This window comes from Streptomyces sp. NPDC046261 (genome assembly GCF_040646235.1).
Taxonomy (GTDB): Bacteria; Actinomycetota; Actinomycetes; order Streptomycetales; family Streptomycetaceae; genus Streptomyces.
Window position 1 is genome coordinate 36,482 of record NZ_JBEYZU010000014.1, and the last position, 21,516, is coordinate 57,997.

Below are 21,516 nucleotides of genomic sequence, written 5' to 3' on the forward strand. Positions count from 1 at the left end.
CCCACCCGTTCCGCCCAGCGGAACGACTGCCCACAAACTACAACGCACCGCATCCATCGGAGGAGACCCCATGACCGTGTACTTCATCGGCGCCGGGCCCGGCGCGGCCGACCTGATCACGGTGCGCGGTGCGCGGATCATGGCGAGGGCCGGGGTCTGCCTCTACGCCGGCAGCCTCGTCCCCCGCGAACTCCTCGCCGAGTGTCCCCCCGACGCCCGCCTCGTCGACACCGCCCGCCTGAACCTGGACGAGATCACGGACGAGTTCGTCCGCGCCCACGCCGCCGGCCAGGACGTCGCCCGGCTGCACTCCGGCGACCCCTCCGTCTACAGCGCCGTCGCCGAGCAGATGCGCCGCCTCGACGCGGCCGGCATCCCGTACGAGATCGTCCCCGGCGTCCCCGCCTTCGCCGCGGCCGCCGCGGCCCTCGGCCGTGAGCTGACCGTGCCCACCGTCGGCCAGACCGTCATCCTCACCCGCGTCGCCCAGCGGGCCACCCCCATGCCCCCCGGCGAGGACCTCGCCACCCTCGGGCGCAGCGGCGCCCTGCTGGTCCTGCACCTCGCCGCCCGCCACGCCGACCGGGTCGTCGCCGAACTCCTCCCGCACTACGGCCCCGACTGCCCCGCCGCCGTCGTCGCCATGGCCAGCCGCCCCGACGAGATCGTCCTGCGCGGCACCCTCGCGGGCATCGCCGACCAGGTGAGGTCTGCGGGCATCGTCCGCACCGCCGTCATCATCGTGGGCCGCACGCTGGCCGCGGAGCAGTTCCCCGACAGCTTCCTCTACTCGACGACGCGGGACCGCGACGCCTGCGGCCGGACGGTGCTCGAGCCCTGAGAACCCGAAAAACGGACGCCTTGACCCTCACACCGTGTCAGGCCGTGGAGTGATCCCACCATGTTCACCATCGGAGACTTCGCCCGGCACGGCCGCGTGTCCGTCCGCATGCTGCGCCACTACGACGCCGTCGGACTGCTGAGGCCCGCCCACGTCGACCCGTTCAGCGGCTACCGCTTCTACGAAGCCGGTCAGCTCGCCCGCCTCAACCGCGTCATCGCCCTCAAAGACCTCGGATTCACCCTCCAGCAGGTCCGGGCGATCGTGGACGAGCAGGTGGGCGCCGAGGAGCTGCGCGGGATGCTGCGGCTGCGGCGCGCCGAACTGGAGGCGGCCGTCGCCGCCTCCACGGCCCGCCTGGGCCAGGTCGAGGCGAGGCTCCGCACGATCGAGAGTGAGGGACGCATGAACGCGAACGACGTGGTGGTCAAGCGCATTCCCGCCGTACGGGTCGCCGAGTTGAGCGCGACGGCGGCGAGCTACGAGCCCCAGGACATCGGCCCCGTCGCCGGCCCGCTGTTCCAGGAGCTGTGCCGCCGGCTGGAAGCCGCCGGGGTCGAGCCGACGGGCCCGGCCATCGCCTCGTACGAAGACGCGCCCGGCGCGGGCGGTGCGGTCGTCGTCCACGCCGCCCTGCCGGTCGCGGCGGACGTCCGCGGCGGTCCGGACTTCCGGGTCGTCGACCTGCCCGCGGTCGAGAGCGCGGCCACCGTCGTCCACCGCGGCGCGATGGACGACGTGCTGCCGACGGCCCAGGCCCTGGCCCGCTGGATCGAGGCGGGCGGCCACCGCTCGACGGGCTACGCGCGGGAGCTGTACCTCGAGTGCCCGCAGGACCCGCGCCAGTGGGTGACGGAGCTGCAGGAGCCGATCGAGCCGGCCGGGACCGACGGCTGACCGACGGCTGACCGACAGGATGTGGGCCCGGTCATAGCCATGGGCGGCGGGCTGTGATGCTCTTGGAAATGATCATGTAGCGGCCGTCGGGCCGCGTGTTTCCAGGGGGGAAGCCCATGTCGAATCCCACGCGCTCCGCGCTCGCGGCACTCACGGCCGCGGCCGTCGTCGCCGGTGTCATCGCCGGCGCCGGCGCCGGCCCGGCCACGGCCGCGACGCAGGCCGAGGAGTCGGGCGGCACCCGCGCCGCGACGCAGCAGGCCCTCGACGGCCTGGTCGCGGCCGGGATGCCCGGCGTCGCCGGTGAGGTCCGTACGCCGAGGGGGAGCTGGTTCGGTTCGTCCGGCTACGCGGACACCGCCACCCAGCGCAAGCGGACAGCTGCCGACCACTTCCGGGCGGGCAGCATCACCAAGACCTTCGTCGCCACCACGCTGCTGCAGTTGGAGGCCGAGGGGAAGCTGAGCCTGGACGACTCCCTCGAGCGCTGGCTGCCCGGCGTCGTGAAGGGCAACGGCTACGACGCCACGAAGATCACGATCCGTCAGCTCCTCAACCACACCAGCGGTGTGCACGACATGGTGTACACCCCGGAGTGGGACAAGGACATGAACGGCCCCGGCTTCTTCCAGCACCGCTACGACGTCAAGACCCCGCAGGAGGTCATCGCGTACGGGCTGAAGTACGGGCCCGACTTCGAGCCGGGCAAGGGCTGGAACTACTCCAACACCGGCTTCGTCCTCGCCGGCATGGTCATCGAGAAGGTGACGGGCAAGCCGTACGCGAGCGAGGTCGAGCGCCGCATCGTCAAGCCGCTGGGCCTGAAGGAGACGACCTTCCCCGGCACCGACCCGAAGCTGCCGGCCCCGCACCCGGTCGGCTACTCGAAGCTCTACGTGCAGAACCCGGGCCCCGAGATCCACGACGCCACCGAGTACCGCCCCTCCTGGTCCGGCGCCACGGGCGAGGTCGTCAGCACCAGCGGTGACCTCAACCGCTTCTACAGCGCCCTGCTGCAGGGCAAGCTCCTGCCGCGCAAGCAGCTGGACGCGATGCTGACCACCGTCGAGACGGGGCAGCACTTCACCTACGGCCTCGGCATCATGGCGCGCTCGCTGTCCTGCGGCACGACCGTCTGGGGCCACGACGGCGTCGTGTGGGGCTCCCTCTCCGGAGCCGCCGCGACCCGCGACGGCAAGAACGCGCTCGCCTTCAACATCAACGGCGACTGGCTCGACCAGTCCCCGCCGTTCGAGAACATGTTCGAGGGTGCGTTCTGTGGCACGACGGCCAAGCCGGCGAAGAAGGCGCCGGCCCGCGCGGCGCTGGGCCCCGTGAACCGCTGACCCTCAGGCGTCGCGCGGTCCCCTGGGACCGGCCCGCCCCACGATGACGCCCGCGCGGTCGATGCACAGGACGTCGACCGCGACGGGCGCCCCGCGCAGCACGGCGAGGGCCTCGTCGCGGGCGGTGGCGGCGACCAGGTCGCCGAGGGGAACGCCCGCGGCCTCGCACAGACGCAGGGCCTCCAGGCCGGTGTTGGCGGCGGTGACGGCGGCCGCGAGGGCGTCGTCACCACCGCCGTGGCGGGCCAGTCCGGCGAGGAACTCCTTGTTCACCTGGGAACGGGCCGAGTGCAGGTCGAGGTGGCCCGCGGCCAGCTTCGAGAGCTTGGCGAAGCCGCCGGCAACGGTCAGCCGGTCGACCGGGTGGCGGCGGATGTACTTGAGCACCGCCCCCGCGAAGTCGCCCATGTCCAGCAGCGCGTCCTCGGGCAGCCCGTGCACGGCCACCGCGACCTTCTCGGACGTTGCTCCCGTGCACCCGGCGACGTGCGTGCGGCCCGCCGCGCGGGCCACGTCCACACCGCGCCGGATGCTGTCGATCCATGCCGAGCAGGAATAGGGGACGACGATGCCCGTGGTGCCCAGGATGGAGATGCCGCCGAGGATGCCCAGCCGCGGGTTCCACGTGGAGCGCGCGATCTCCTCGCCGTGATCGACCGAGACCTCGATCTCGACGTCGCCCGTGCCGCCGTACCGGGCGGCGACCGCGGCGACGTGCTCGCGCATCATCTGGCGGGGCACCGGGTTGATCGCGGGTTCGCCGACCGCCAGCGGGAGCCCCGGCCGGGTGACCGTACCCACGCCGGGGCCTGCGCGGAAGACCACCCCGGAGCCCGGCGGCAGCACGCGTACCGTGGCGCGCACCAGCGCGCCGTGCGTGACGTCGGGGTCGTCGCCGGCGTCCTTGACTATGGCGGCCATCGCCGCCCCGCCCCCGGCGGGCAACTCCTCGGCGGCCAGCGCGAAGGCCGGCGTCTGGCCCTTGGGCAGGGTGATCGTCACCGGGTCGGGGAACTCGCCGGTGAGCAGCGCGGTGTACGCGGCCGTGGTCGCGGCGGTCGCGCAGGCCCCCGTGGTCCAGCCGTGCCGGAGCCCGGTGTGCTGCAACTGCGCGGTGCGCCCGCCGATGGCCTTGCCGTCAGACACCCCGGCCCCCGGCCGTAGGCTTGGCCGACCGGGCAACGACCGAAGGGCCACACCTCATGACCGGCGCCGTGCGCCACATCCTGATCCTGGGCGGCACGACCGAGGCGCGGCGGCTCGCCGCCGAACTGGCCGCCGACCCCGCGCTGCGCGTCACCAGCTCGCTCGCCGGGCGCGTCGCCGAGCCGCGGCTGCCCGAGGGGCAGGTGCGCGTCGGAGGGTTCGGGGGCCCCGAGGGCCTGGCCCGGTGGCTGCGCGAGCAGCAGGTGGACGCACTCATCGACGCCACCCATCCTTTCGCCGGCACGATCAGTTTCAACGCGGCACAGGCTGCCGCCGACGTCCATGTTCCCCTGCTCGCCGTCCGCCGCCCCGGCTGGGTCGCGGGTCCCGGCGACGACTGGCACCCGGTGGGCTCGCTCGCCGAGGCCGCGGACACCCTGCCCCTGCTGGGCGAGCGGGCGTTCCTGACCACGGGCCGGATGGGCCTCGCCGCCTTCGCGCACCTTGAGGGTATGTGGTTTCTCATACGCTCCGTGGACGCCCCCGGCCCCCCGATGCCGGCCCGCACCGAGGTGCTGCTGGACCGGGGCCCCTTCACGGTCGAGGGCGAGCGGGAACTGCTGCGGCGGCACCGGATCGACGTGCTCGTGACGAAGGACAGCGGCGCCGCGGCCACGTCCGCGAAACTGGTCGCCGCACGGGAGGCGGGCATCCCGGTGGTAGTGGTCCGCCGCCCGCCCGTCCCCCACGGGGTGCCCGAGGTCGCCGGCGTGGCGGAGGCGGTGGAGTGGCTGAGGCGGACGCCGGGCCCCTGCTGAGGGAGGCGCGCGGGGGCATCACCTGATCAGGTGGCGTCCTCGCCGGGCGCCCGGCAAGCGGCCCGGCGTGCGGGTCTACTGGGCCGGGACCGGCCGCACCAGGGGTGTGCGGGGCCTACACCATCAGGGGGAACAGCCATGAAGAAGATCGCGACCGTGCTCGCCGCTTTCGCTCTCGGCTTCGGCGCCGCGGCGCCGGCGAGCGCGGCACCGAGCGGCGTCGACTCCCAGTGCGGGAAGTACATCTGCGTCATGACGGCCCATCACAACAGGTTCGTCCAGGACATCACGGTCCGTACCAAGGACGGCCTGCCCGGCACGCTGCGCTCCTACTGGGGCAACTACCACTCCCCGAGGGTCAACGCCGCCTCCCACCGTTGGAACGTGGGCTACGAGCAGGCCGGCGCCAAGCTCGTCTGCGGGGGCCTGGAGCGCGACGGCCGCACCATCGAGGACGGCATCTGCGTCACCATCTGAGCGGCCCGGCGACGCCGGGGTAAGACGAGCGGTGGCCCCGCCGGGGCCACCGCTTTCGTCACCGGCCGCCGGCGTCAGCGCTCCGGATACCGCCTCGGCGTCCAGACGATCTCCTCGCCGTCGCCCGCGCCCCGCCGTACCGTGCGGGTCTGCGTCGAGCCCACGATGAGGATCGTGCGCATGTCGACCTGCTCCGGGTCGAGTTCGCCGAGGCGGACGATGCGGACGCTCTCCTGCGGGCCGCCCACGTCCCGGCCCAGGACCACCGGCGTGTCCGGGGTGCGGTACTCCAGCAGGAGCTCACGTGCCTTGCCGACCTGCCAGACGCGGCTGCGCGAACCGGGGTTGTACAGGGCCAGGACCAGGTCCGCGGCGGCCGCCGCGCGCAGGCGTTCCGCGATGACCTCCCAGGGCTTGAGGCGGTCGGAGAGCGAGACGACCGCGTAGTCGTGGCCCAGCGGCGCACCGGCCCGGGAGGCGGCGGCGTGGGCGGCCGTCATGCCGGGGACCACCCGGACGGGGATCTCGCGGTACGGGTCCTCGGAGGCGACCTCCAGCACCGCGGTGGCCATGGCGAAGACACCAGGGTCACCGGACGAGACGACGGCGACCCGCCGGCCCTGGCGCGCGAGGTCCAGCGCGAACTCGGCGCGCTCGGACTCCACCTTGTTGTCGGAGGCGTGGCGCGCCTGGCCGGGCCGCGCGGGAACGCGGTCGACGTAGGTGCTGTAGCCCACGATGTCCTGGGCCGCCGCCAGCGCGCCGCGCGCCTCCGGCGTCAGCCACAACGGGCCCGCCGGGCCCAGCCCGACCACCACGACCTCGCCCCGCGCGCCGGCGACGGGCGCCGCGTCGACGCGGCTGGGCAGCACGGCCACGGAGAAGTACGGCACCGACTCGGCGTCCACGTCCGCCAGCCGGCCCGTGCGCTCGCCGCTCATCGTCGCGCGTTCCACGTAGCGCGCCTCAGCCAGCCGGCCCGAGCGCTCCAGCGCGCCGCGCACCGTGGGGAAGGTCCGGCCGAGCTTCATCACCACGGCCGAGTCGGTGGAGGCCAGGCGCGCCGTCAGCTCCTCCTCGGGCAGCGTGCCCGGCAGGATCGTCAGCACCTCCTCGCCCTCCACCAGCGGCGTACCCAGCCGGGCGGCCGCCGCGCTGAACGAGGTGACCCCGGGGATCACCTCCGTCGGGTAACGGCCGGCCAGCCGCTTGTGCATGTGCATGTACGAGCTGTAGAAGAGCGGGTCGCCCTCGGCGAGCACGGCGACCGTGCGCCCGGCGTCCAGGTGCGCGGCGAGGCGGGCCGCGGCCTCCTCGTAGAACTCCTCCATCGCACCCCGGTAGCCGCCGGGGTGGTCGGTGGTCTCCGTCGTGACGGGGTAGACCAGCTGCTCCTCGATGTGGCCGGGGCGCAGGTGGCGTTCGGCGATGGAGCGCGCGATGCTGCGGCCGTGCCGGGCGCTGTGATAGGCGACGACGTCGGCCGAGGTGATGACCTCGACGGCGCGTACGGTCATCAGCGACGGGTCGCCGGGGCCGAGCCCCACTCCGTACAGCCGGCCCGTCGGGCCCGTCGTCAAAGGCTGCTCGCTCACTCTTCCTCGCTCGCTATCGCGTTGATCGCGGCCGCGGCCATCGCGCTGCCGCCCCGCCGGCCCCGCACCACCAGGTACTCCAGCCCCAACGGGCTCTCCACCAGCGCGTCCTTCGACTCGGCGGCGCCGATGAAGCCGACCGGGATGCCGAGGACGGCGGCCGGGCGGGGTGCCCCCTCGGCCACCATCTCCAGCAGGCGGAACAGCGCGGTCGGCGCGTTGCCGACCGCCACCACGGCGCCCTCCAGCTTCTCGCGCCACAGCTCCAGCGCCGCCGCGCTGCGCGTCGTGCCCATGCGCGCCGCCAGCTCCGGCACCGCCGGGTCGGCGAGGGTGCACAGCACCTCGTTGCCGGCCGGCAGCCGCTTGCGGGTGACCCCGCTGGCGACCATGTTCGCGTCGCACAGGATCGGGGCCCCGGCGCGCAGCGCCTCGCGGGCCCGGGCCACGACCTGCGGGGAGTACGCGAGGTCCCGTACGAGATCGGTCATCCCGCAGGCGTGGATCATGCGTACCGCGACCTGGCTGACGTCCGGCGGCAGGCCGCCGAGGTCGGCCTCGGCCCGGATGGTCGCGAAGGACTGGCGGTAGATGGACGCGCCGTCCTTGTCGTAGTCGAACACTGTGCCCTCGTCGCCTTCGTCGTTCATGGTGTACGGGTGGTGCGTGTCGTGCCGGTGGTCCGCGCTGCGGCCACCGCCTCGGCCAGGTCTTCCGGTGCCGCCGCGTGTGTCGTGCCGTCCCGGTCCCCGTCGCGCACGGTGATCCGGTAGCCGTCGCCCGTCGCCAGCACGTCGACCCACCGGCCGTCGGCCGGGTGCCCGCAGCGCCGTTCGCACCCGGACCAGTACACCGGCAGCGTCCCGGCCCCGCCAGGGCGCGCGCCCGTGAGCGCGGCGGCCGCGTCGGCCCGCACGTCCGCGAGGGACTTCGCGCAGCCGGGACGGCCCGCGCAGGCGCCCGCGCCGTACCAGGGGGAGTCGGCGGAGGTGATCAGTCCGGCGTCGGCGAGCGCCGCGGCCGCCGCCGCGGCCGCCCCGGCCGACAGGCCCGGGACGACGATGCCGCGCCAGGGTGTCACACGCAGCTCGCCGTCGCCGTCCCGGTCGGCGGTACGGGCCACGAGCCGCCACTGGCTCGCGCTCAGGCGCCCCAGCGGTGCGGTCACCGACAGGGCCCACCGCCCGTCGTGGCCGTGGACCGGGCCCGGAGCGGTCGGGGGCCCCAGCGGCAGCGCGACATGGGGGACGAGCACACAGCCGATGCCGGCCGCGGTCAGCCGGCGGGCCAACGCCTCCGGGCGCGGGCGGCGTTCGGGGGCGAGGTCGCGTACCCGCCAGGCCCTGTCGCCGCTCCCGCGCACCGCCGCGAGGAATTCCCGTGCCGCCAGGACGGCCGCGCGCGGCGCGTCGCCGGCGGCGACGCGCAGGCCGGGGCCGTCGGTGGCGAAGCACAGCAGGGCGGTGGGCCCGTCCTCCGCGCCGGTGCCGCCGGGCTCTGCGATCAATGTCACATCGGGGGCGAGGGCCACGATGTCGCCGCGCCCGTCGTCGAGACCGAAGAGGAATCGTCCCGACAAAGCCGACAAGTCGCCTGTGACGCCGTCCGTGTTGGTCGCGTCGTCCGCGTCGTGCTTTGCGCCCGTGGGGTCCGCCGCGTCCGTGGTGTCCGTGCCGCCGGCGCACAACAGCGCGTCCAGCGCCCGCGCCCAGGACTGGACGTCCGTCCGCGCGCCCCCGGCGCTTGCTCCGTCCAGCCCGCACAGCGGCGACGCGACCACGTTACGGACCCGGTCGTGCCGGTCCGAGGGCAGCAGTCCGGCCCCGCGCAGCCGCTCGCCCAGCTCGCCGCCGGCCCCGGAAGCCAGGCCGCGCAGCTGGACGTTGCCCCGCGAGGTGATGTCGAGACGGCCGTCGCCCAGCTCCCGCGCCGCACACGCCAGCACCTCGGCCTGACGGGCCGTCAAAAGCCCGGCCGGCACCCGGACGCGGGCCAGCCCACCGTCGTCCGCCGGGTGCAGCCGCAGCGCACCGGGGCACGCGTCGCCGCGATCGCGCACGGTCGCACCGGTTCGGCACGTCTCGTCCCGGTCCGCGGGAGATGTGGGGGGCACAGGCATGGCGGCGAGCATACCGACGCCCCCACCCGGTGCACCGTCCCCGTACCGGATCACCAGCGCTTACTATGCTCACCAGGTGGGCAGTCTCCATGGGATTCCGGCCCGCCATACGCCAGCGACGGCGCCAGGGGAGGAAGCCGGTGAGACTCCGGCACGGTCCCGCCACTGTGAGCACGGCAGCGATGCCGCGCGAGTCAGGAACTCCCGCCGTCCTCCAACCGCCCGGGGCGCGGACCCCGAGGAAGGCCTGCCGCCGCATGCGCACATTCCGGCCCCGCGCACCCCGGGCGACCCTCGAAGCACTCGGGAGCGCCGCGTGATCCTTCTCCTGTCGACGTCCGACACCGACCTGCTCAGCGCCCGCGCGGCTGCCGCCCTTGGGGGCCCGGTCCCGTACCGGCTCGCCAACCCGGCCCGGCTCGCCCTGGACGACCTCCCCTCGCTCCTGGAGGGCACCGAACTCGTCGTCGTACGGCTCCTCGGCGGCATCCGCGCCTGGCAGGAGGGGCTCGACCTGCTGCTGGCCCAGGACCGCCCCGTCGTCGTCCTCACCGGCGAACAGGCCCCCGACGCCCAGCTGATGGAGACCTCCACCGTCCCCATCGGCATCGCCGCCGAGGCCCACGCCTACCTCGCCCACGGCGGCCCCGCCAACCTCGAGCAGCTGGCCCGCTTCCTCTCCGACACCGTGCTGCTGACCGGCCACGGCTTCGAGCCCCCGGCCGCCGCCCCCGCCTGGGGCGCGCTGGAACGCACCCCCCGGGCCACCGACGCCGACGGCCCGTGCGTCGCGGTGCTCTACTACCGCGCCCACCACATGAGCGGCAACACCGCCTTCGTCGACGCCCTCTGCGGCGCGATCGAGGACGCCGGCGGCCGCGCCCTGCCGCTGTACGTCGCCTCGCTGCGTTCCCCGGAACCCGAGCTGATCGAGGCCCTCGGCGCGGCCGACGCCGTCGTCACCACCGTCCTCGCCGCCGGCGGCACCCGCCCCGCCGAGGCCTCGGCGGGCGGCGACGACGAGTCCTGGGACGCCGGCGCCCTCGCCGGCCTCGACGTGCCGATCCTGCAGGCCCTGTGCCTGACCGGCCCGCGCAGCGCCTGGGAGGAGAACGACGAGGGGCTCTCCCCGCTCGACGCCGCCACCCAGGTCGCGGTGCCCGAGTTCGACGGCCGCATCATCACCGTCCCGTTCTCCTTCAAGGAGGTCGACGAGGACGGCCTGCCCGCCTACGTCGCCGACCCCGAGCGCGCCGCCCGCGTCGCCGGCATCGCCGTGCGCCACGCCCGGCTGCGCCACATCCCCGCCGCCGAGAAGCGGATCGCGCTCGTCCTGTCCGCGTACCCCACCAAGCACTCCCGCATCGGCAACGCCGTCGGCCTCGACACCCCCGCCAGCGCCGTGGCCCTGCTGCGCCGGCTGCGCGAGGAGGGCTACGACTTCGGCGACGAGCCCGTCCCGGGGCTGGAGTCGGGCGACGGCGACGAGCTGATCTACGCCCTCATCGAGGCCGGCGGCCACGACCAGGACTGGCTCACCGAGGAGCAGCTCGCCCGCAACCCCGTCCGCATCCCGGCCGCCGACTACAAGCGCTGGTACGGGCAGCTGCCGCAGGAGCTGCGGGAGTCGGTGGAGGAGCACTGGGGCCCGCCGCCGGGCGAGATGTTCCTCGACCGCAGCCGCAACCCCGAGGGCGACATCGTGCTCGCCGCCCTGCGCCGCGGCAACCTGCTGATCCTCATCCAGCCGCCGCGCGGCTTCGGCGAGAACCCCATCGCCATCTACCACGACCCCGACCTGCCGCCCTCGCACCACTACCTCGCCGCCTACCGCTGGATCGCCGCCTCCCGCGAGGACGGCGGCTTCGGCGCCGACGCGATGGTGCACCTCGGCAAGCACGGCAACCTCGAGTGGCTGCCCGGCAAGAACGCCGGCCTGTCCGCCGCCTGCGGCCCCGACGCCGCCCTCGGCGACCTGCCGCTGGTCTACCCCTTCCTCGTCAACGACCCCGGCGAGGGCACCCAGGCCAAGCGCCGCGCCCACGCCACGCTCGTCGACCACCTCGTGCCGCCCATGGCCCGCGCCGAGTCCTACGGCGACATCACGCGCCTGGAGCAGCACCTCGACGAGTACGCGCAGATCTCCGCCATGGACCCGGCCAAGCTCCCGGCGATCCGCGCCCAGATCTGGACCCTCATCCAGGCCGCCAAGCTCGACCACGACCTCGGTCTGCAGGAGCGCCCGGACGACGACGGCTTCGACGACTTCCTCCTGCACGTCGACGGCTGGCTGTGCGAGGTCAAGGACGCCCAGATCCGCGACGGCCTGCACGTACTGGGCGGCGCGCCCACCGGCGAGGCGCGGGTCAACCTCGTCCTGTCGATCCTGCGCGCCCGCCAGATCTGGGGCGGCACCGCCGCCCTGCCGGGCCTGCGCGAGGCCCTGGGCCTGGACGAGTCGGCGGCGACCCGCACGACGGCGGACGAGGCGGAAGCGGAGGCGAGGGCGCTCGTAGAAGCGATGGAAGCTGCCAACTGGGACCCGGCCGCCGTACAGACTGTTGTGGGCAATCGTCCCGCAGGGCGATGGGGGTCCCCCCTGCTCGAGCGAAGCCGAGAGCTTGGGGGAGGGTGGGCACAACCCACGGTGCCGGTCACCGACACGGCAGACGCCGACCCCGTCGCGGCCATCCTGGACTTCGCGGCACGCGAAGTCGTCCCCCGCCTCGCGGGAACGACGGCCGAACTCGACCACGCGGTCAAGGCCCTGGCTGGCGGCTTCGTCCCCGCAGGCCCCTCCGGCTCCCCCCTGCGCGGCCTGGTCAACGTCCTGCCGACGGGCCGCAACTTCTACTCCGTCGACCCCAAGGCCGTCCCCAGCCGCCTCGCCTGGGAGACCGGCCAGGCCCTGGCCGACTCCCTCCTGGAGCGCTACCGCACCGACAACGGCGACTGGCCGGAGTCGGTGGGCCTGTCCCTGTGGGGCACGAGCGCCATGCGCACGGCGGGCGACGACGTGGCCGAGGCGCTGGCCCTGCTGGGCATCCGCCCGGTGTGGGACGAGGCGTCGCGACGGGTGACGGGCCTGGAGCCCATCCCCCTCGCGGAACTGGGCCGCCCCCGCATCGACGTCACCCTGCGCATCAGCGGCTTCTTCCGCGACGCCTTCCCGCACGTCATCGGCCTCCTGGACGACGCGGTGCGGCTGGCGGCGTCGTTGGACGAGCCCGCCGAGCAGAACCACGTCCGCGCCCACGCCCAGGCCGACCTCGCCGCCCACGGCGACGAACGCCGCGCCACCACCCGCATCTTCGGCTCCCGCCCGGGCACGTACGGCGCCGGCCTCCTCCAGCTCATCGACAGCCGCGACTGGCGCACCGACGCCGACCTCGCGGAGGTCTACACCGTCTGGGGCGGCTACGCCTACGGCCGCGGCCTGGAGGGCCGCCCGGCCCGCGCGGAGATGGAGAGCGCCTACAAGCGCATCGCGGTGGCCGCCAAGAACACCGACACCCGCGAACACGACATCGCCGACTCCGACGACTACTTCCAGTACCACGGCGGCATGGTCGCCACGGTCAAGGCCCTGCGCGGCAAGGCCCCCGAGGCGTACATCGGCGACTCCACCCGCCCCGAGACGATCCGCACCCGCACCCTGGTCGAGGAGACCTCCCGCGTCTTCCGCGCCCGCGTGGTCAACCCCCGCTGGATCGAGGCCATGCGCCGCCACGGCTACAAGGGCGCCTTCGAACTCGCCGCCACTGTCGACTACCTCTTCGGCTACGACGCCACCACCGGCGTCGTCCCCGACTGGATGTACGACAAGCTCGCCCAGACCTACGTCCTCGACCCGGAGAACCGCGCCTTCCTCCAGGACGCCAACCCCTGGGCCCTGCACGGCATCTCCGAGCGCCTCCTGGAGGCCGAGAGCCGCGGCATGTGGGCCAAGCCGGACGCCGAGACGCTGGACGCGCTGCGCCAGGTCTTCCTGGAGACGGAGGGGGAGCTGGAGGGCGGGGACGACGCCTGACCGGGCGCCGGTGACGCGGTGGGCGCCGCGGCCGTCCCCCAGGGCGGCCGGTGCTCCCGTGCGCCTGGCGCCGTCGCTTGCGGTACGGCGTGCCGCCTCCTAGGTTCGAAGGTCACCCGACCCCGGTGGTCCGTTCCACCGGGGTCATGACCCATCCGGGAGAGCGCAGCAAGTGAACGTCGACAAAGTGAAGTTACCGGTCCGGTCGGAGCATGAGGCGGCGCCATGCTGCTGAGCGACGCCGACGGTCTGTTCGCCGCCCTGGCGGCGCTGGGACTGCCCCGGGAGCACTACGTGGTGTGCGGTTCGGCGGCCCTCTACGTCCGGGGCCTGCGCCCGCGCATGGGCGACCTCGACGTCCTGGCCCGGGGGCCGGCCTGGGAGCGGGCCCTGACCCTCGGGGACCCCGAGCCCACCGTCTCCGGCTACGGCCGGCGGGTCGTACATCCCTCGGCCGACATCGAGATCATGGACCGGTGGACCCCGGGCTGGTCCACGGACCGGCTGATCGACGAGGCCGACCTCATCGACGGAGTGCCCTTCATGCGCCTCGGCGACGTACTGCGCTGGAAGGTCGCCGCGGGCCGCCCCAAGGACGTGCCCGACATCGCGGCCATCCGCACCCTGTACCGGGTCTGGGCCGGCGACGCCGAGCCCCTGGTCGCCGGTTCCGCCGGGGAGTGAACCGCCTGCCACCGGGCGTCCGGGACCGGGCGTCCGTCGTGCCGCGTTCGTTTTGATGGCGTCCGGTGGCGATCACTAGGATCCTCGGATGATCATCACAAAACGGCTGGCGGCGGGCGCGTGTGCCCTGCTCGCCGCCCTGGCCGGGGGTATCGTGCCGGCGAACGCCGCCGACGGGCCCCCGAAGGATTCCCCCAAGGTCGAGCTGGTGCTGGACGTCAGCGGCTCGATGCGGGCCCAGGACGTGGACGGCGGCAGCCGGACCCGCATGGCCGCCGCGCAGCAGGCGTTCAACGAGGTCATCGACGCGGTGCCCGACGGCGTACGGCTCGGCATCCGGACGCTCGGCGCCGACTACTCCGGTGACGACAAGGCGACCGGCTGCCGGGACAGCCGGCAGCTCTACCCCGTCGGCAAGGTGAACCGGACCGAGGCCAAGGCGGCCGTGGCCACCCTGCGGCCCACCGGCTGGACGCCCATCGGGTACGCCCTGCGCGGTGCCGACCAGGATCTGGGGAAGGACGGGGGCACGCGCCGGATCGTGCTCATCACCGACGGCGAGGACTCCTGCGGGATGCCCGACCCGTGCGACGTGGCGCGCGAACTCGCCGCCAAGGGCACCCACCTGACCATCGACACCCTCGGCCTGGCCCAGGACGACAAGACCCGCGAGCAGCTCAGCTGCATCGCCGAGGCCACCGGCGGCACGTACACCACCGTGCGGCACACCAAGGAGCTCTCCGGGCGCATCAAGCAGCTCGTGCGCCGCGCCGAGACGCCCGTCGAGACGCCCAGGCCCACCCGGGGCGCGAACGAGTGCTCGGCCGCGCCCGAGCTCGGTGCCGGGATCTGGACCGACCGGGCGACGTTCGGCGAGCACCGCTGGTACCGCGTCAAGGTCAAGCCGGGGCAGGAGCTGCGCGCCTCGGCGAGCGTGGCCGCCGACCGTGCCGTCGACCGCGACTACGGGGTGCTGGTGCGCGCCGTGGGCGAGGGTGGACAGGAGCTCGTGCGCGGCTCGGACGCCGGCAGCGGGCGCACCGATGTGATGGCGTCGGGCCTGCGCCTTCCGCTCTGGAAGAAGGCCGAGGACGACAAGGAAGCCAGGACCGTCTGTCTCGAGGTCTCGCACTCCTTCTCCGCCCCCGCCTCCGTCAAGCGGGATCCGGGGCTGCCCGTCGAGCTCGCCGTGGACCTGGTGAAGGCGCCCGACAACCCCTCCGACCTGGCCGCGTTCGGCCTCGGCCGGGGCTGGGTGCTGCTGGCCGTGCTCGCCGTGACCGGACTGCTGGCCGGACTGCTGTGGGGCTGGCTGGCCCGCTGGCGCATCGCGGTGTGGAGGGAGAACTGATGCGACGTACGACACGCGCGCTGACCGCCGGGCTGCTGGCGGCCACCGGTCTGCTGGGCTGCGCCACCACGGCCACGGCCGACGACGCGCCCACCGAGGCCGGCACCGACTTCCGTACCGCCGTGGCGATCGAACAGGGGCAGAAGGCCACGGCTGACGCCTCCACCGGCGACTACCTCTACTGGCAGTTCCCCGTCGGAGCGGGCCAACGGCCGACCGTGAAGGCGAACGTGCAGCTGCCGGAGGCGTCGACGCGCAACGGTGCCGCCACCTGGCGGCTCGACGTCTTCGACGGACTGCGCCGCCGCCAGGCATGCACCTCCGGGCAGCAGACGGCGCGAGCGGACCAGCAGGACGCGGCCGTGGGCCTGTCCTGCACGCTGCGGACCGTACGGTCGTGGTCGGAGCGCTGGGCCAACGACCCGCTGCCCGGCGCGTACTACGTCCGCCTCACCGTCGTCGACGCGCCCGACCGGGACCTGGGACTGCCCGTCCGGACCGAGGTCAAGGCCACCGCCGAGGACGCGGGCGGGGCCCACGCCGGGGGCGGCGAGCTGGGCGCCCCGCTGCACGCCGCGGCCGTCAAGGAACCGGAGAGCGGCTGGAACGGGAGCTGGTGGTCGGGCCGTTGGGGCTGGACCGTGGGCGGCGCCGTCCTCGGCGCGCTCGCGGCCGTCGGCGGCTACACCCTGACGCGGCACGGGCGGCGGCGCCCGTAGCCACCGGTGGCTGAACCGGCCGAGGGCCGCACTCCCGCGCGGGGGTGCGGCCCTCGGCGCGTCACGGGGCGGCCGGGGGCTCGCCGTCCACGGCCCGCAGGTACAGCTCCAGCAGGTCCTCGTCGAAGTAGGAGCTGTAGGAGATGTCCGGGGTGTCGCCGCCGGTGTGATAGCCGCCGATGACGCCGATCAGCGCGTACCCGCCGCGCCCGCGCACCAGGAACGGGCCGCCGGACGTGCCGCCGATGTAGCCCGCGCAGGCGATCTCCAGGAAGTCGCCCGGCGCGGCCGGGTCCGTACTGGTGTAACGGTGCGTGGAGGAGCGGCAGTCGAGCGGCTTGGGGTGGGTGGTGTCGCTGCTTCCCGGATAGCCGATCAGGCGTACGTTCTCGTGCCGGTAGCCGGGGCGGATGGCCAGGTCGAAACCGCCGACGGCGCGCTGGACCTTCGTGCCGTCCGCGCGCGGGCCGAGCCGGACGACGGTGTAGTCCCAGCGCGCGCCGCCGTCCGTGCCCAGGTCGTAGTAGCGCTGGTCGATGTAGATGTCCTCGACCGGGAAGACGCCGTGCGGCTTGAGGCCGTCGTGGTACTGCGGGACGAACGACAGCCGTTTCTTCGGGTCGGGCGAGCGCAGGCAGTGCGCGGCGCTGACGACGAGATCGCGGTGCGGGCTGCGGATCACGGTGCCGCCGCAGAAGCGGCCCTGGTTCTGGCCGTCGGTCCAGAAGAACGTGCCCACTTGAGGGAGCCCGTCGAAGGGGCGGCTCGGCGGTACGGGCTCGCCGGCGGCCGCCGCTGCCGGCGTCCGCCGGGCGTCGGAGGCGGGGAGCGCGGCCCGCATGCGCTCGGGCGTCCAGTAGGCGTCATCGGCGGCGGCTGAGACGGTGGCCGAGGTGGTGGCTGAGACGGTGGCCGCGGTCGCGGCCGGTCCCGGCAAGGCGGCGGCCGCCACCGCCAGCAGGGTGACGAGGACGGCGGTCGGGCCCCGGCGTATGGCGAAGGGTCTGCGGCGCATGAACGGTTCCTCCCGGCTGCGGAACGGCACGTACGAGGTGAGCGTGTCATCGTCCTACGAGCGGTCGGGGTACGACGAGTGACCGACGCGACAGGATTCACCACAACGCCGGACAGCACTGTCAGAGGCAGCCGGTAGCCTGTGCGTACCAGTGAGTTGGGTTGTCCGGGCTGTCCGGCCGCAGGGTGGGGAGTGGGATGATGGTCGATCCGGTGTCTCTCGGCGCGATCACGACGGCGGTGACGGCGGCCGCCGGCTCCGTCGGGACCGAAGCGGGACGTCAGGTCTGGGGTTCGCTCGTCGATTTCACGCGGCGCGCCTTGGGACGGGGCCGGGAGGACGACGCCGCGGCCGAGCCGCTGCCGCTCGACCCGGGCAACCAGCAGGAAGTCCAGGCGCTGGCCGCGCTGCTGTTCGGCCGCATCTTCCAGGACGAGGCGCTGACGGCGGAGTACCGCCAGTGGGAGGAGCGGGCGAGGGCGGCGAACGTGTCCGTCACCCACACCACGGTCACCAACACGGTCTCGGGCAACGCCAGCGTCGGCACGCTCTACCAGGGCCACACCATCTCCGTGAAGCCCTGATGAGCGGACACCCCACGGCCGGGGACGGCACGGAAGGCGAGCCGGACGACGCGGCCGCTCCCGGCCCGCACCACCACGTCAGCAACGACTTCTCGGGCGACGCCGAGCAGGTGTTCCAAGCCGGCGGGAACATCTTCTACCACGACCACCGCTCGCCGGCGCCCCAGAAGCCGCACGCGCTCTACCAAGTGCGCCCCGGCACACCGCGCTTCATCAACCGCACCGGCCAACTCGCCGCCCTGCACAGCTGGCTGGCGGATGACGGCGACGGCGACGGTACGCCCTGGACCTGCGTCATCAGCGGAGTCCCCGGCATCGGCACCCGCAGCACGGCCCGGCGCTGGGCGGAGGACGTACGCGACGCCTACCCCGGCGGGGTCCTGTACGTCGACTTCGCCGAGCTGCACGGCCCTTCGGGCGGCGGCGACGTCCGCGGCGCCCAGGCGCAGGTCCTGCGCAGCGCCTTCGGCGTGGCGGAGAAGTACCTGGAGGTGCCGGGCCCCGAACTGGACGCGCTCTACCGCAGCAAGACCCACGAGCGCGGCCGCATCCTGCTGGTGCTGGAGAACGTCACCCAGCCCGCCCAGGTCAGCGCGCTCGTCCCCGTGGCACCGGGCAGCGCGGTCGTGGCCACCAGCCACCAACGCCTGGCGGAACTCGTCATCGACGGCGCGCACCTGATGCCCCTCTCCCCGCTGAGCGCCGAACACGGCCGACAGCTCCTCGCGCGGCTGTGCGGCGCCGACCGCGTCGCGGCCGAACCCGAGGCGGCGGCACGGCTGGTCGAGTGCTGCGGAGGACTGCCGCTCGCGCTGACGATCACCGGTTCCCGGCTCGCCGCCCGGCGCGGGCTCGGCCTCGCCGCGGTCGCCGCCGAACTCGCGGCCGAGAACGAGAGGCTGCCCGCCCTCTCCGTCGGCTCCGGGCAAGGCCGGCGCAGCGTGTCGGCGGCCCTCGCTGTCGCCTGCCGCGACCTGCCCGCCCCGGCCTTACGGCTCTACCGCCGGCTCGGGCTCCTGCCCGGCCGTACGTTCCACGCGCGGACCGCGGCCGTCGTGGACGGGCGCGACGAGCACACCGTGCGCGGCCTGCTCGAGGACCTGCACTCCGCCAGCCTGCTGGAGGAACAGATCATGGACGGCGAACCGACGGGCCGCTACGACATCCACGACCTCGTACGGCTGCACGCCCGCGCCCTGGCCGCGGCCGACGAGACCGCCGGGGAACGTGCCCGGGCGCTGCGCCGCGTCGTCGACCACTACGTCGTACGGGCCGCCTTCGCCGACCGGGCCGTGATGGGGAACCGGCTGCGGATCACGGACCACGGCACCCTGCTCGCCGGACACGAGGACCCCTTCGCCGGGCCCGGCGCCCGCCACGCCGCGCTCGACTGGCTGGAGGCCGAGCGGCACAACGCCGTGGCCGTCGTGCGCACGGCCGTCGAGCAGGGCCTCGACCGGCAGGCGGCCCAGCTCGCCGAAGCCCTCACCGCCCTCTACCTCAACCACCGGCACCTCACCGACTGGGTCGAGACGGGCACCCTGGGCGCCGCCGCCGCGGCGCGCCGCGCGGACCGCGCCATGGAGGCCAGGCTGCGCAGTCTGCTCTCCCGGCCCCTGCTGGACATGGGCCTCGCCGACCGGGCCCGCCAGGAGTCGGACAGGGCCCTCGAACTCGCGGACACCACGGACCACCTGGTTCTGCGGGCCTCGGTGCGGGAGTTCTCCGCCCGCTACTGGGACGGCGCCGACCCGTCGCGTGCGCTGGCCCTGTACGAGGAGGCGCTCGGCCTCAACACGCGGGCGGGGGAGTGGCGTGGCGTCGCGCTCGTCCGCTACTTCATGGGCTGCGCCCAGCACGCCACCGGCGAGCACGCACGCGCCCTGACGACGCTGACGGACGCCTACGACCGGCTCATCGGCCTCGGTGACGCGCGCATGGCGGGCCGCGCGCTGGCGGCCGTGGGCGCTGCCCACGACGCCCTGGGACGGCCGGTCGAGGCGATACGGGCGTTCGAGCGCGCGGCGGAGATGCTGCGGGAGCAGCGCGCCTCGTTCTACGAGGCCCAGGTGCGACAGACGCTGGCGGACCTGGCGGCCGATGCCGGCGATCTCGGTGCGGCGCGGCGGGAGTTGGAACGGGCGGCGGAGCTGCTGGAGCGGGACGGGAGCCCACGGGTGGGTGAGCTGCGGGAGCGGCTGGCCGCGCTCGGCGGTGACGACCAGGGAGGCGGTGCGGTGCCGGCGGCGGGCTAGGGGCGGAGGCGGAGGGCCAGGTCCCTCTCGCGCCGGCCTGTCCGCAGGGCCAGGGTCGTCGTCAGGGGGCGGGTGGCGCGGAGATGGGCGTAGACGGCCGCGGCGTGCAGGGCGGCATCGGCCGCCGGGCCGGTCGCGGTCGACTCCACGACGCGGCCGTCGCGCAGGACGGACACGCACCCGCCCGGCACGGGCGCCGTGGCGAGCCGGCTGCCCGGCCACGCCGCCAGCGCGGCGCGGGCCCAGCGCACGGCGGCCGTGGCCGTCGCCTGCCGGGTCCCGGAGGTGATCACCGACGCGCTGCCCAGCAGGCGCAGGTCCTGTTCCGTCTCGTCGCAGGACAGATGACAGAAGTCGCAGGGGCCTTCCTCCGGTTGTTCGCCGGTCGCCGGGCGGCGTCGTACGGTCACGGCGTCGGCGGTCACCGTCGTGCTCACCCAGGCCGCCGTGACCCGACCGCCCTCGGCCTCGGGCACCGGGCACGCGTGCAGCGGCGGCGGCCCCGCGGCCGGTTCGCCCAGCCCCAGCAGCTCGTACACGGCGGCCCGCAGCCGCTCCAGCGCGTACCCCGGCTCGTCGAACGCACCGCCCGCGACCTTCCGCACGCGCTCGGTGTCGTGCTCCGCCACCGCACGCTCCAGCTGCGCGGCGAACGGGGCGTGGGGCTCCAGGCGCGGCACGACGCGCCCCAGTTCGCCCATGGGCGTGCCCGGCACGGACTCCTCGCCGAACGCGGCGAGGAGCAGGGGGCTGCCCAGCGCGGCCGCGTACAAGGTCACCGAGCCGTGGTCGCCGATCACGACGTCCGCGGCGAGCACGGCGGCCTGCCAGCCGCGGTGCGGCGGTATCAGCAGCAGGCCGCCGTCCAGAGCGGCCGCCTCGACGGCCCGGACCTGCCAGGGGCTGTGGGCGGCCCCTATGTTGGGGTGCAGGACGGCGGCCACGCGGTACTCGTCGAGCGGCAGTTCCGCCACCAGCCGGGCCGGCAGGTCCGCTTCCGTGCCGAGCAGGGACTGCGGCCCCCAGGTGGAGGTCACCAGGACCAGCCGCCGGTCGTCGCCGGCGCCGAGCGCCTCGCGGTAGCGGGCGCGCAGCGGCCGTGAGGCCAGCATCCGGTCGTAGTACGGGTCACCGACCAGGCGGGTGCGGCCCGCCAGGGCGGGGTGGTGTGCGGCGAGCTGGGCGACCTGGTCGGGGTGCGAGACGGCGTGCCAGGCCCGTGCGTCGTCCATGACCCCGGACAACCGCCGTCCCTCGCCGCGCGAGTCGGGCACCAGCTTGTGGAAACCGACGCCGTGCGGCAGGACGAGCACGGGACAGTCGGCGCCGATGCCGGTCAGGTCGATGTTCTCGCTCGCGGAGACGACGAGGTGACAGCCGCTGCGGGGCAGTTGGCCCCAGGGCATGACGCGCACCCCGGCCGAGCGGAGGAGGTCGTGGACGCCGTCGCCGAAGGCCGATGAGGGGTCGAAGGCGAACACGACGTCGACGCGCGGATCGGACCGGAGGAGGGCGGGGAGGACGTCCAGCAGGCGGACGGTCGAGGTGACGGTGCGGGCCGCGGCGACGAGGAGCCGGTCGCCGGCGAACGTCCGCCACCGCCAGGCGTCCGCCCCGACGGGCACCCGAAGGTCACCCG

17 protein-coding genes and 1 riboswitch are annotated in these 21,516 nt (G+C 74.5%); of the genes, 11 read left to right on the top strand and 6 right to left on the bottom strand.

The window, feature by feature from the left end:
• The first annotated feature begins 70 nt into the window (after positions 1–70).
• From cobM to ABZ956_RS22630, 3 genes are all read left to right on the top strand, one after another.
• Positions 71–841 carry a precorrin-4 C(11)-methyltransferase gene (gene cobM / locus ABZ956_RS22620; protein WP_361896501.1) on the top strand — a complete coding sequence of 257 codons (771 nt, stop codon included), beginning with the start codon at positions 71–73 and terminating at the stop codon, positions 839–841.
• A gap of 60 nt (positions 842–901) precedes the next feature.
• On the top strand, positions 902–1,738 hold the full coding sequence (locus tag ABZ956_RS22625) for a MerR family transcriptional regulator (RefSeq protein ID WP_361896503.1): 837 nt from the start codon (positions 902–904) through the stop codon (positions 1,736–1,738).
• A gap of 116 nt (positions 1,739–1,854) precedes the next feature.
• Entirely contained in the window at positions 1,855–3,084 is a 1,230-nt protein-coding gene (locus tag ABZ956_RS22630) for a serine hydrolase domain-containing protein (RefSeq protein WP_361896506.1), read from the top strand.
• A gap of 3 nt (positions 3,085–3,087) precedes the next feature.
• Here ABZ956_RS22630 and ABZ956_RS22635 read toward each other — a convergent pair whose 3' ends face one another.
• The gene (locus ABZ956_RS22635; RefSeq protein WP_361896509.1) at positions 3,088–4,230 is read right to left on the bottom strand and encodes a cobalt-precorrin-5B (C(1))-methyltransferase; all 1,143 of its coding nucleotides are present in this window, start codon (positions 4,228–4,230) and stop codon (positions 3,088–3,090) included.
• A gap of 56 nt (positions 4,231–4,286) precedes the next feature.
• Between ABZ956_RS22635 and ABZ956_RS22640 the strand changes: the two genes are divergently transcribed.
• Positions 4,287–5,048 (top strand): cobalt-precorrin-6A reductase, encoded by a 762-nt coding sequence (locus ABZ956_RS22640; RefSeq protein WP_361896512.1) that lies wholly within the window; start codon positions 4,287–4,289, stop codon positions 5,046–5,048.
• Between the two features lie 138 nt (positions 5,049–5,186).
• Positions 5,187–5,525, top strand: coding sequence for a hypothetical protein (locus ABZ956_RS22645; protein WP_361896515.1), 339 nt, complete (start codon positions 5,187–5,189; stop codon positions 5,523–5,525).
• Positions 5,526–5,599: 74 nt separating this feature from the next.
• Here the strand turns inward: ABZ956_RS22645 and ABZ956_RS22650 are convergent, their stop codons facing one another.
• Genes ABZ956_RS22650 through ABZ956_RS22660 form a run of 3 tightly spaced genes read right to left on the bottom strand, consistent with a single transcriptional unit; the run spans position 5,600 to position 9,251 of the window.
• A complete protein-coding gene (locus ABZ956_RS22650) occupies positions 5,600–7,120 on the bottom strand; it encodes a precorrin-2 C(20)-methyltransferase (protein ID WP_361896518.1) in 1,521 nt (506 codons plus the stop codon).
• Positions 7,117–7,770: a precorrin-8X methylmutase gene (locus ABZ956_RS22655; RefSeq protein ID WP_361896521.1), complete on the bottom strand. Its 654-nt coding sequence runs from the start codon at positions 7,768–7,770 to the stop codon at positions 7,117–7,119. Before ABZ956_RS22655 ends, ABZ956_RS22650 begins: the two co-directional genes overlap by 4 nt.
• A complete protein-coding gene (locus ABZ956_RS22660; RefSeq protein ID WP_361896524.1) occupies positions 7,767–9,251 on the bottom strand; it encodes a cobalamin biosynthesis protein CobG in 1,485 nt (494 codons plus the stop codon). The genes ABZ956_RS22655 and ABZ956_RS22660 overlap by 4 nt, the downstream gene beginning before the upstream one ends.
• Positions 9,252–9,369: 118 nt before the next feature.
• A riboswitch (cobalamin riboswitch) is annotated at positions 9,370–9,443 on the top strand.
• Positions 9,444–9,555: 112 nt separating this feature from the next.
• On the opposite strand from ABZ956_RS22660, the gene cobN reads away from it, so the two are divergent.
• The 4 genes from cobN to ABZ956_RS22680 all read left to right on the top strand — a co-directional run bounded on the left by cobN (position 9,556) and on the right by ABZ956_RS22680 (position 16,023).
• A complete protein-coding gene (cobN, locus tag ABZ956_RS22665) occupies positions 9,556–13,269 on the top strand; it encodes a cobaltochelatase subunit CobN (protein WP_361896527.1) in 3,714 nt (1,237 codons plus the stop codon).
• Between the two features lie 225 nt (positions 13,270–13,494).
• The gene (locus ABZ956_RS22670) at positions 13,495–13,953 is read left to right on the top strand and encodes a hypothetical protein (RefSeq protein ID WP_361896530.1); all 459 of its coding nucleotides are present in this window, start codon (positions 13,495–13,497) and stop codon (positions 13,951–13,953) included.
• Between the two features lie 88 nt (positions 13,954–14,041).
• Positions 14,042–15,304: a VWA domain-containing protein gene (locus tag ABZ956_RS22675; protein WP_361896533.1), complete on the top strand. Its 1,263-nt coding sequence runs from the start codon at positions 14,042–14,044 to the stop codon at positions 15,302–15,304.
• Positions 15,304–16,023 (top strand): hypothetical protein, encoded by a 720-nt coding sequence (locus ABZ956_RS22680; RefSeq protein ID WP_361896536.1) that lies wholly within the window; start codon positions 15,304–15,306, stop codon positions 16,021–16,023. Before ABZ956_RS22675 ends, ABZ956_RS22680 begins: the two co-directional genes overlap by 1 nt.
• A 61-nt stretch (positions 16,024–16,084) precedes the next feature.
• Here ABZ956_RS22680 and ABZ956_RS22685 read toward each other — a convergent pair whose 3' ends face one another.
• Positions 16,085–17,038 (bottom strand): trypsin-like serine protease, encoded by a 954-nt coding sequence (locus ABZ956_RS22685; protein ID WP_361896539.1) that lies wholly within the window; start codon positions 17,036–17,038, stop codon positions 16,085–16,087.
• A gap of 212 nt (positions 17,039–17,250) precedes the next feature.
• Here ABZ956_RS22685 and ABZ956_RS22690 point away from each other — a divergent pair, with 212 nt between their 5' ends.
• Positions 17,251–17,622 carry a hypothetical protein gene (locus ABZ956_RS22690; protein ID WP_361896542.1) on the top strand — a complete coding sequence of 124 codons (372 nt, stop codon included), beginning with the start codon at positions 17,251–17,253 and terminating at the stop codon, positions 17,620–17,622.
• Positions 17,622–19,877 carry a tetratricopeptide repeat protein gene (locus ABZ956_RS22695; protein WP_361896544.1) on the top strand — a complete coding sequence of 752 codons (2,256 nt, stop codon included), beginning with the start codon at positions 17,622–17,624 and terminating at the stop codon, positions 19,875–19,877. Before ABZ956_RS22690 ends, ABZ956_RS22695 begins: the two co-directional genes overlap by 1 nt.
• On the opposite strand, the gene ABZ956_RS22700 is transcribed toward ABZ956_RS22695, so the two are convergent.
• A partial coding sequence (locus ABZ956_RS22700; RefSeq protein ID WP_361896547.1) for a hypothetical protein occupies positions 19,874–21,516 on the bottom strand: 1,643 nt, incomplete at its 5' end. The two genes, ABZ956_RS22695 and ABZ956_RS22700, sit on opposite strands and share 4 nt — an antisense overlap.

What these genes read in the sequence shown, in the direction of transcription:
- cobM (WP_361896501.1), top strand. Translation starts at nt 71, where the DNA reads ATGACCGTGTACTTCATCGGCGCCGGGCCCGGCGCGGCCGACCTGATC.
- ABZ956_RS22625 (WP_361896503.1), top strand. Translation starts at nt 902, where the DNA reads ATGTTCACCATCGGAGACTTCGCCCGGCACGGCCGCGTGTCCGTCCGC.
- ABZ956_RS22630 (WP_361896506.1), top strand. Translation starts at nt 1,855, where the DNA reads ATGTCGAATCCCACGCGCTCCGCGCTCGCGGCACTCACGGCCGCGGCC.
- ABZ956_RS22640 (WP_361896512.1), top strand. Translation starts at nt 4,287, where the DNA reads ATGACCGGCGCCGTGCGCCACATCCTGATCCTGGGCGGCACGACCGAG.
- ABZ956_RS22645 (WP_361896515.1), top strand. Translation starts at nt 5,187, where the DNA reads ATGAAGAAGATCGCGACCGTGCTCGCCGCTTTCGCTCTCGGCTTCGGC.
- ABZ956_RS22655 (WP_361896521.1), bottom strand. Translation starts at nt 7,770, where the DNA reads ATGAACGACGAAGGCGACGAGGGCACAGTGTTCGACTACGACAAGGAC.
- ABZ956_RS22660 (WP_361896524.1), bottom strand. Translation starts at nt 9,251, where the DNA reads ATGCTCGCCGCCATGCCTGTGCCCCCCACATCTCCCGCGGACCGGGAC.
- ABZ956_RS22670 (WP_361896530.1), top strand. Translation starts at nt 13,495, where the DNA reads ATGCTGCTGAGCGACGCCGACGGTCTGTTCGCCGCCCTGGCGGCGCTG.
- ABZ956_RS22675 (WP_361896533.1), top strand. Translation starts at nt 14,042, where the DNA reads ATGATCATCACAAAACGGCTGGCGGCGGGCGCGTGTGCCCTGCTCGCC.
- ABZ956_RS22680 (WP_361896536.1), top strand. Translation starts at nt 15,304, where the DNA reads ATGCGACGTACGACACGCGCGCTGACCGCCGGGCTGCTGGCGGCCACC.
- ABZ956_RS22685 (WP_361896539.1), bottom strand. Translation starts at nt 17,038, where the DNA reads ATGCGCCGCAGACCCTTCGCCATACGCCGGGGCCCGACCGCCGTCCTC.
- ABZ956_RS22695 (WP_361896544.1), top strand. Translation starts at nt 17,622, where the DNA reads ATGAGCGGACACCCCACGGCCGGGGACGGCACGGAAGGCGAGCCGGAC.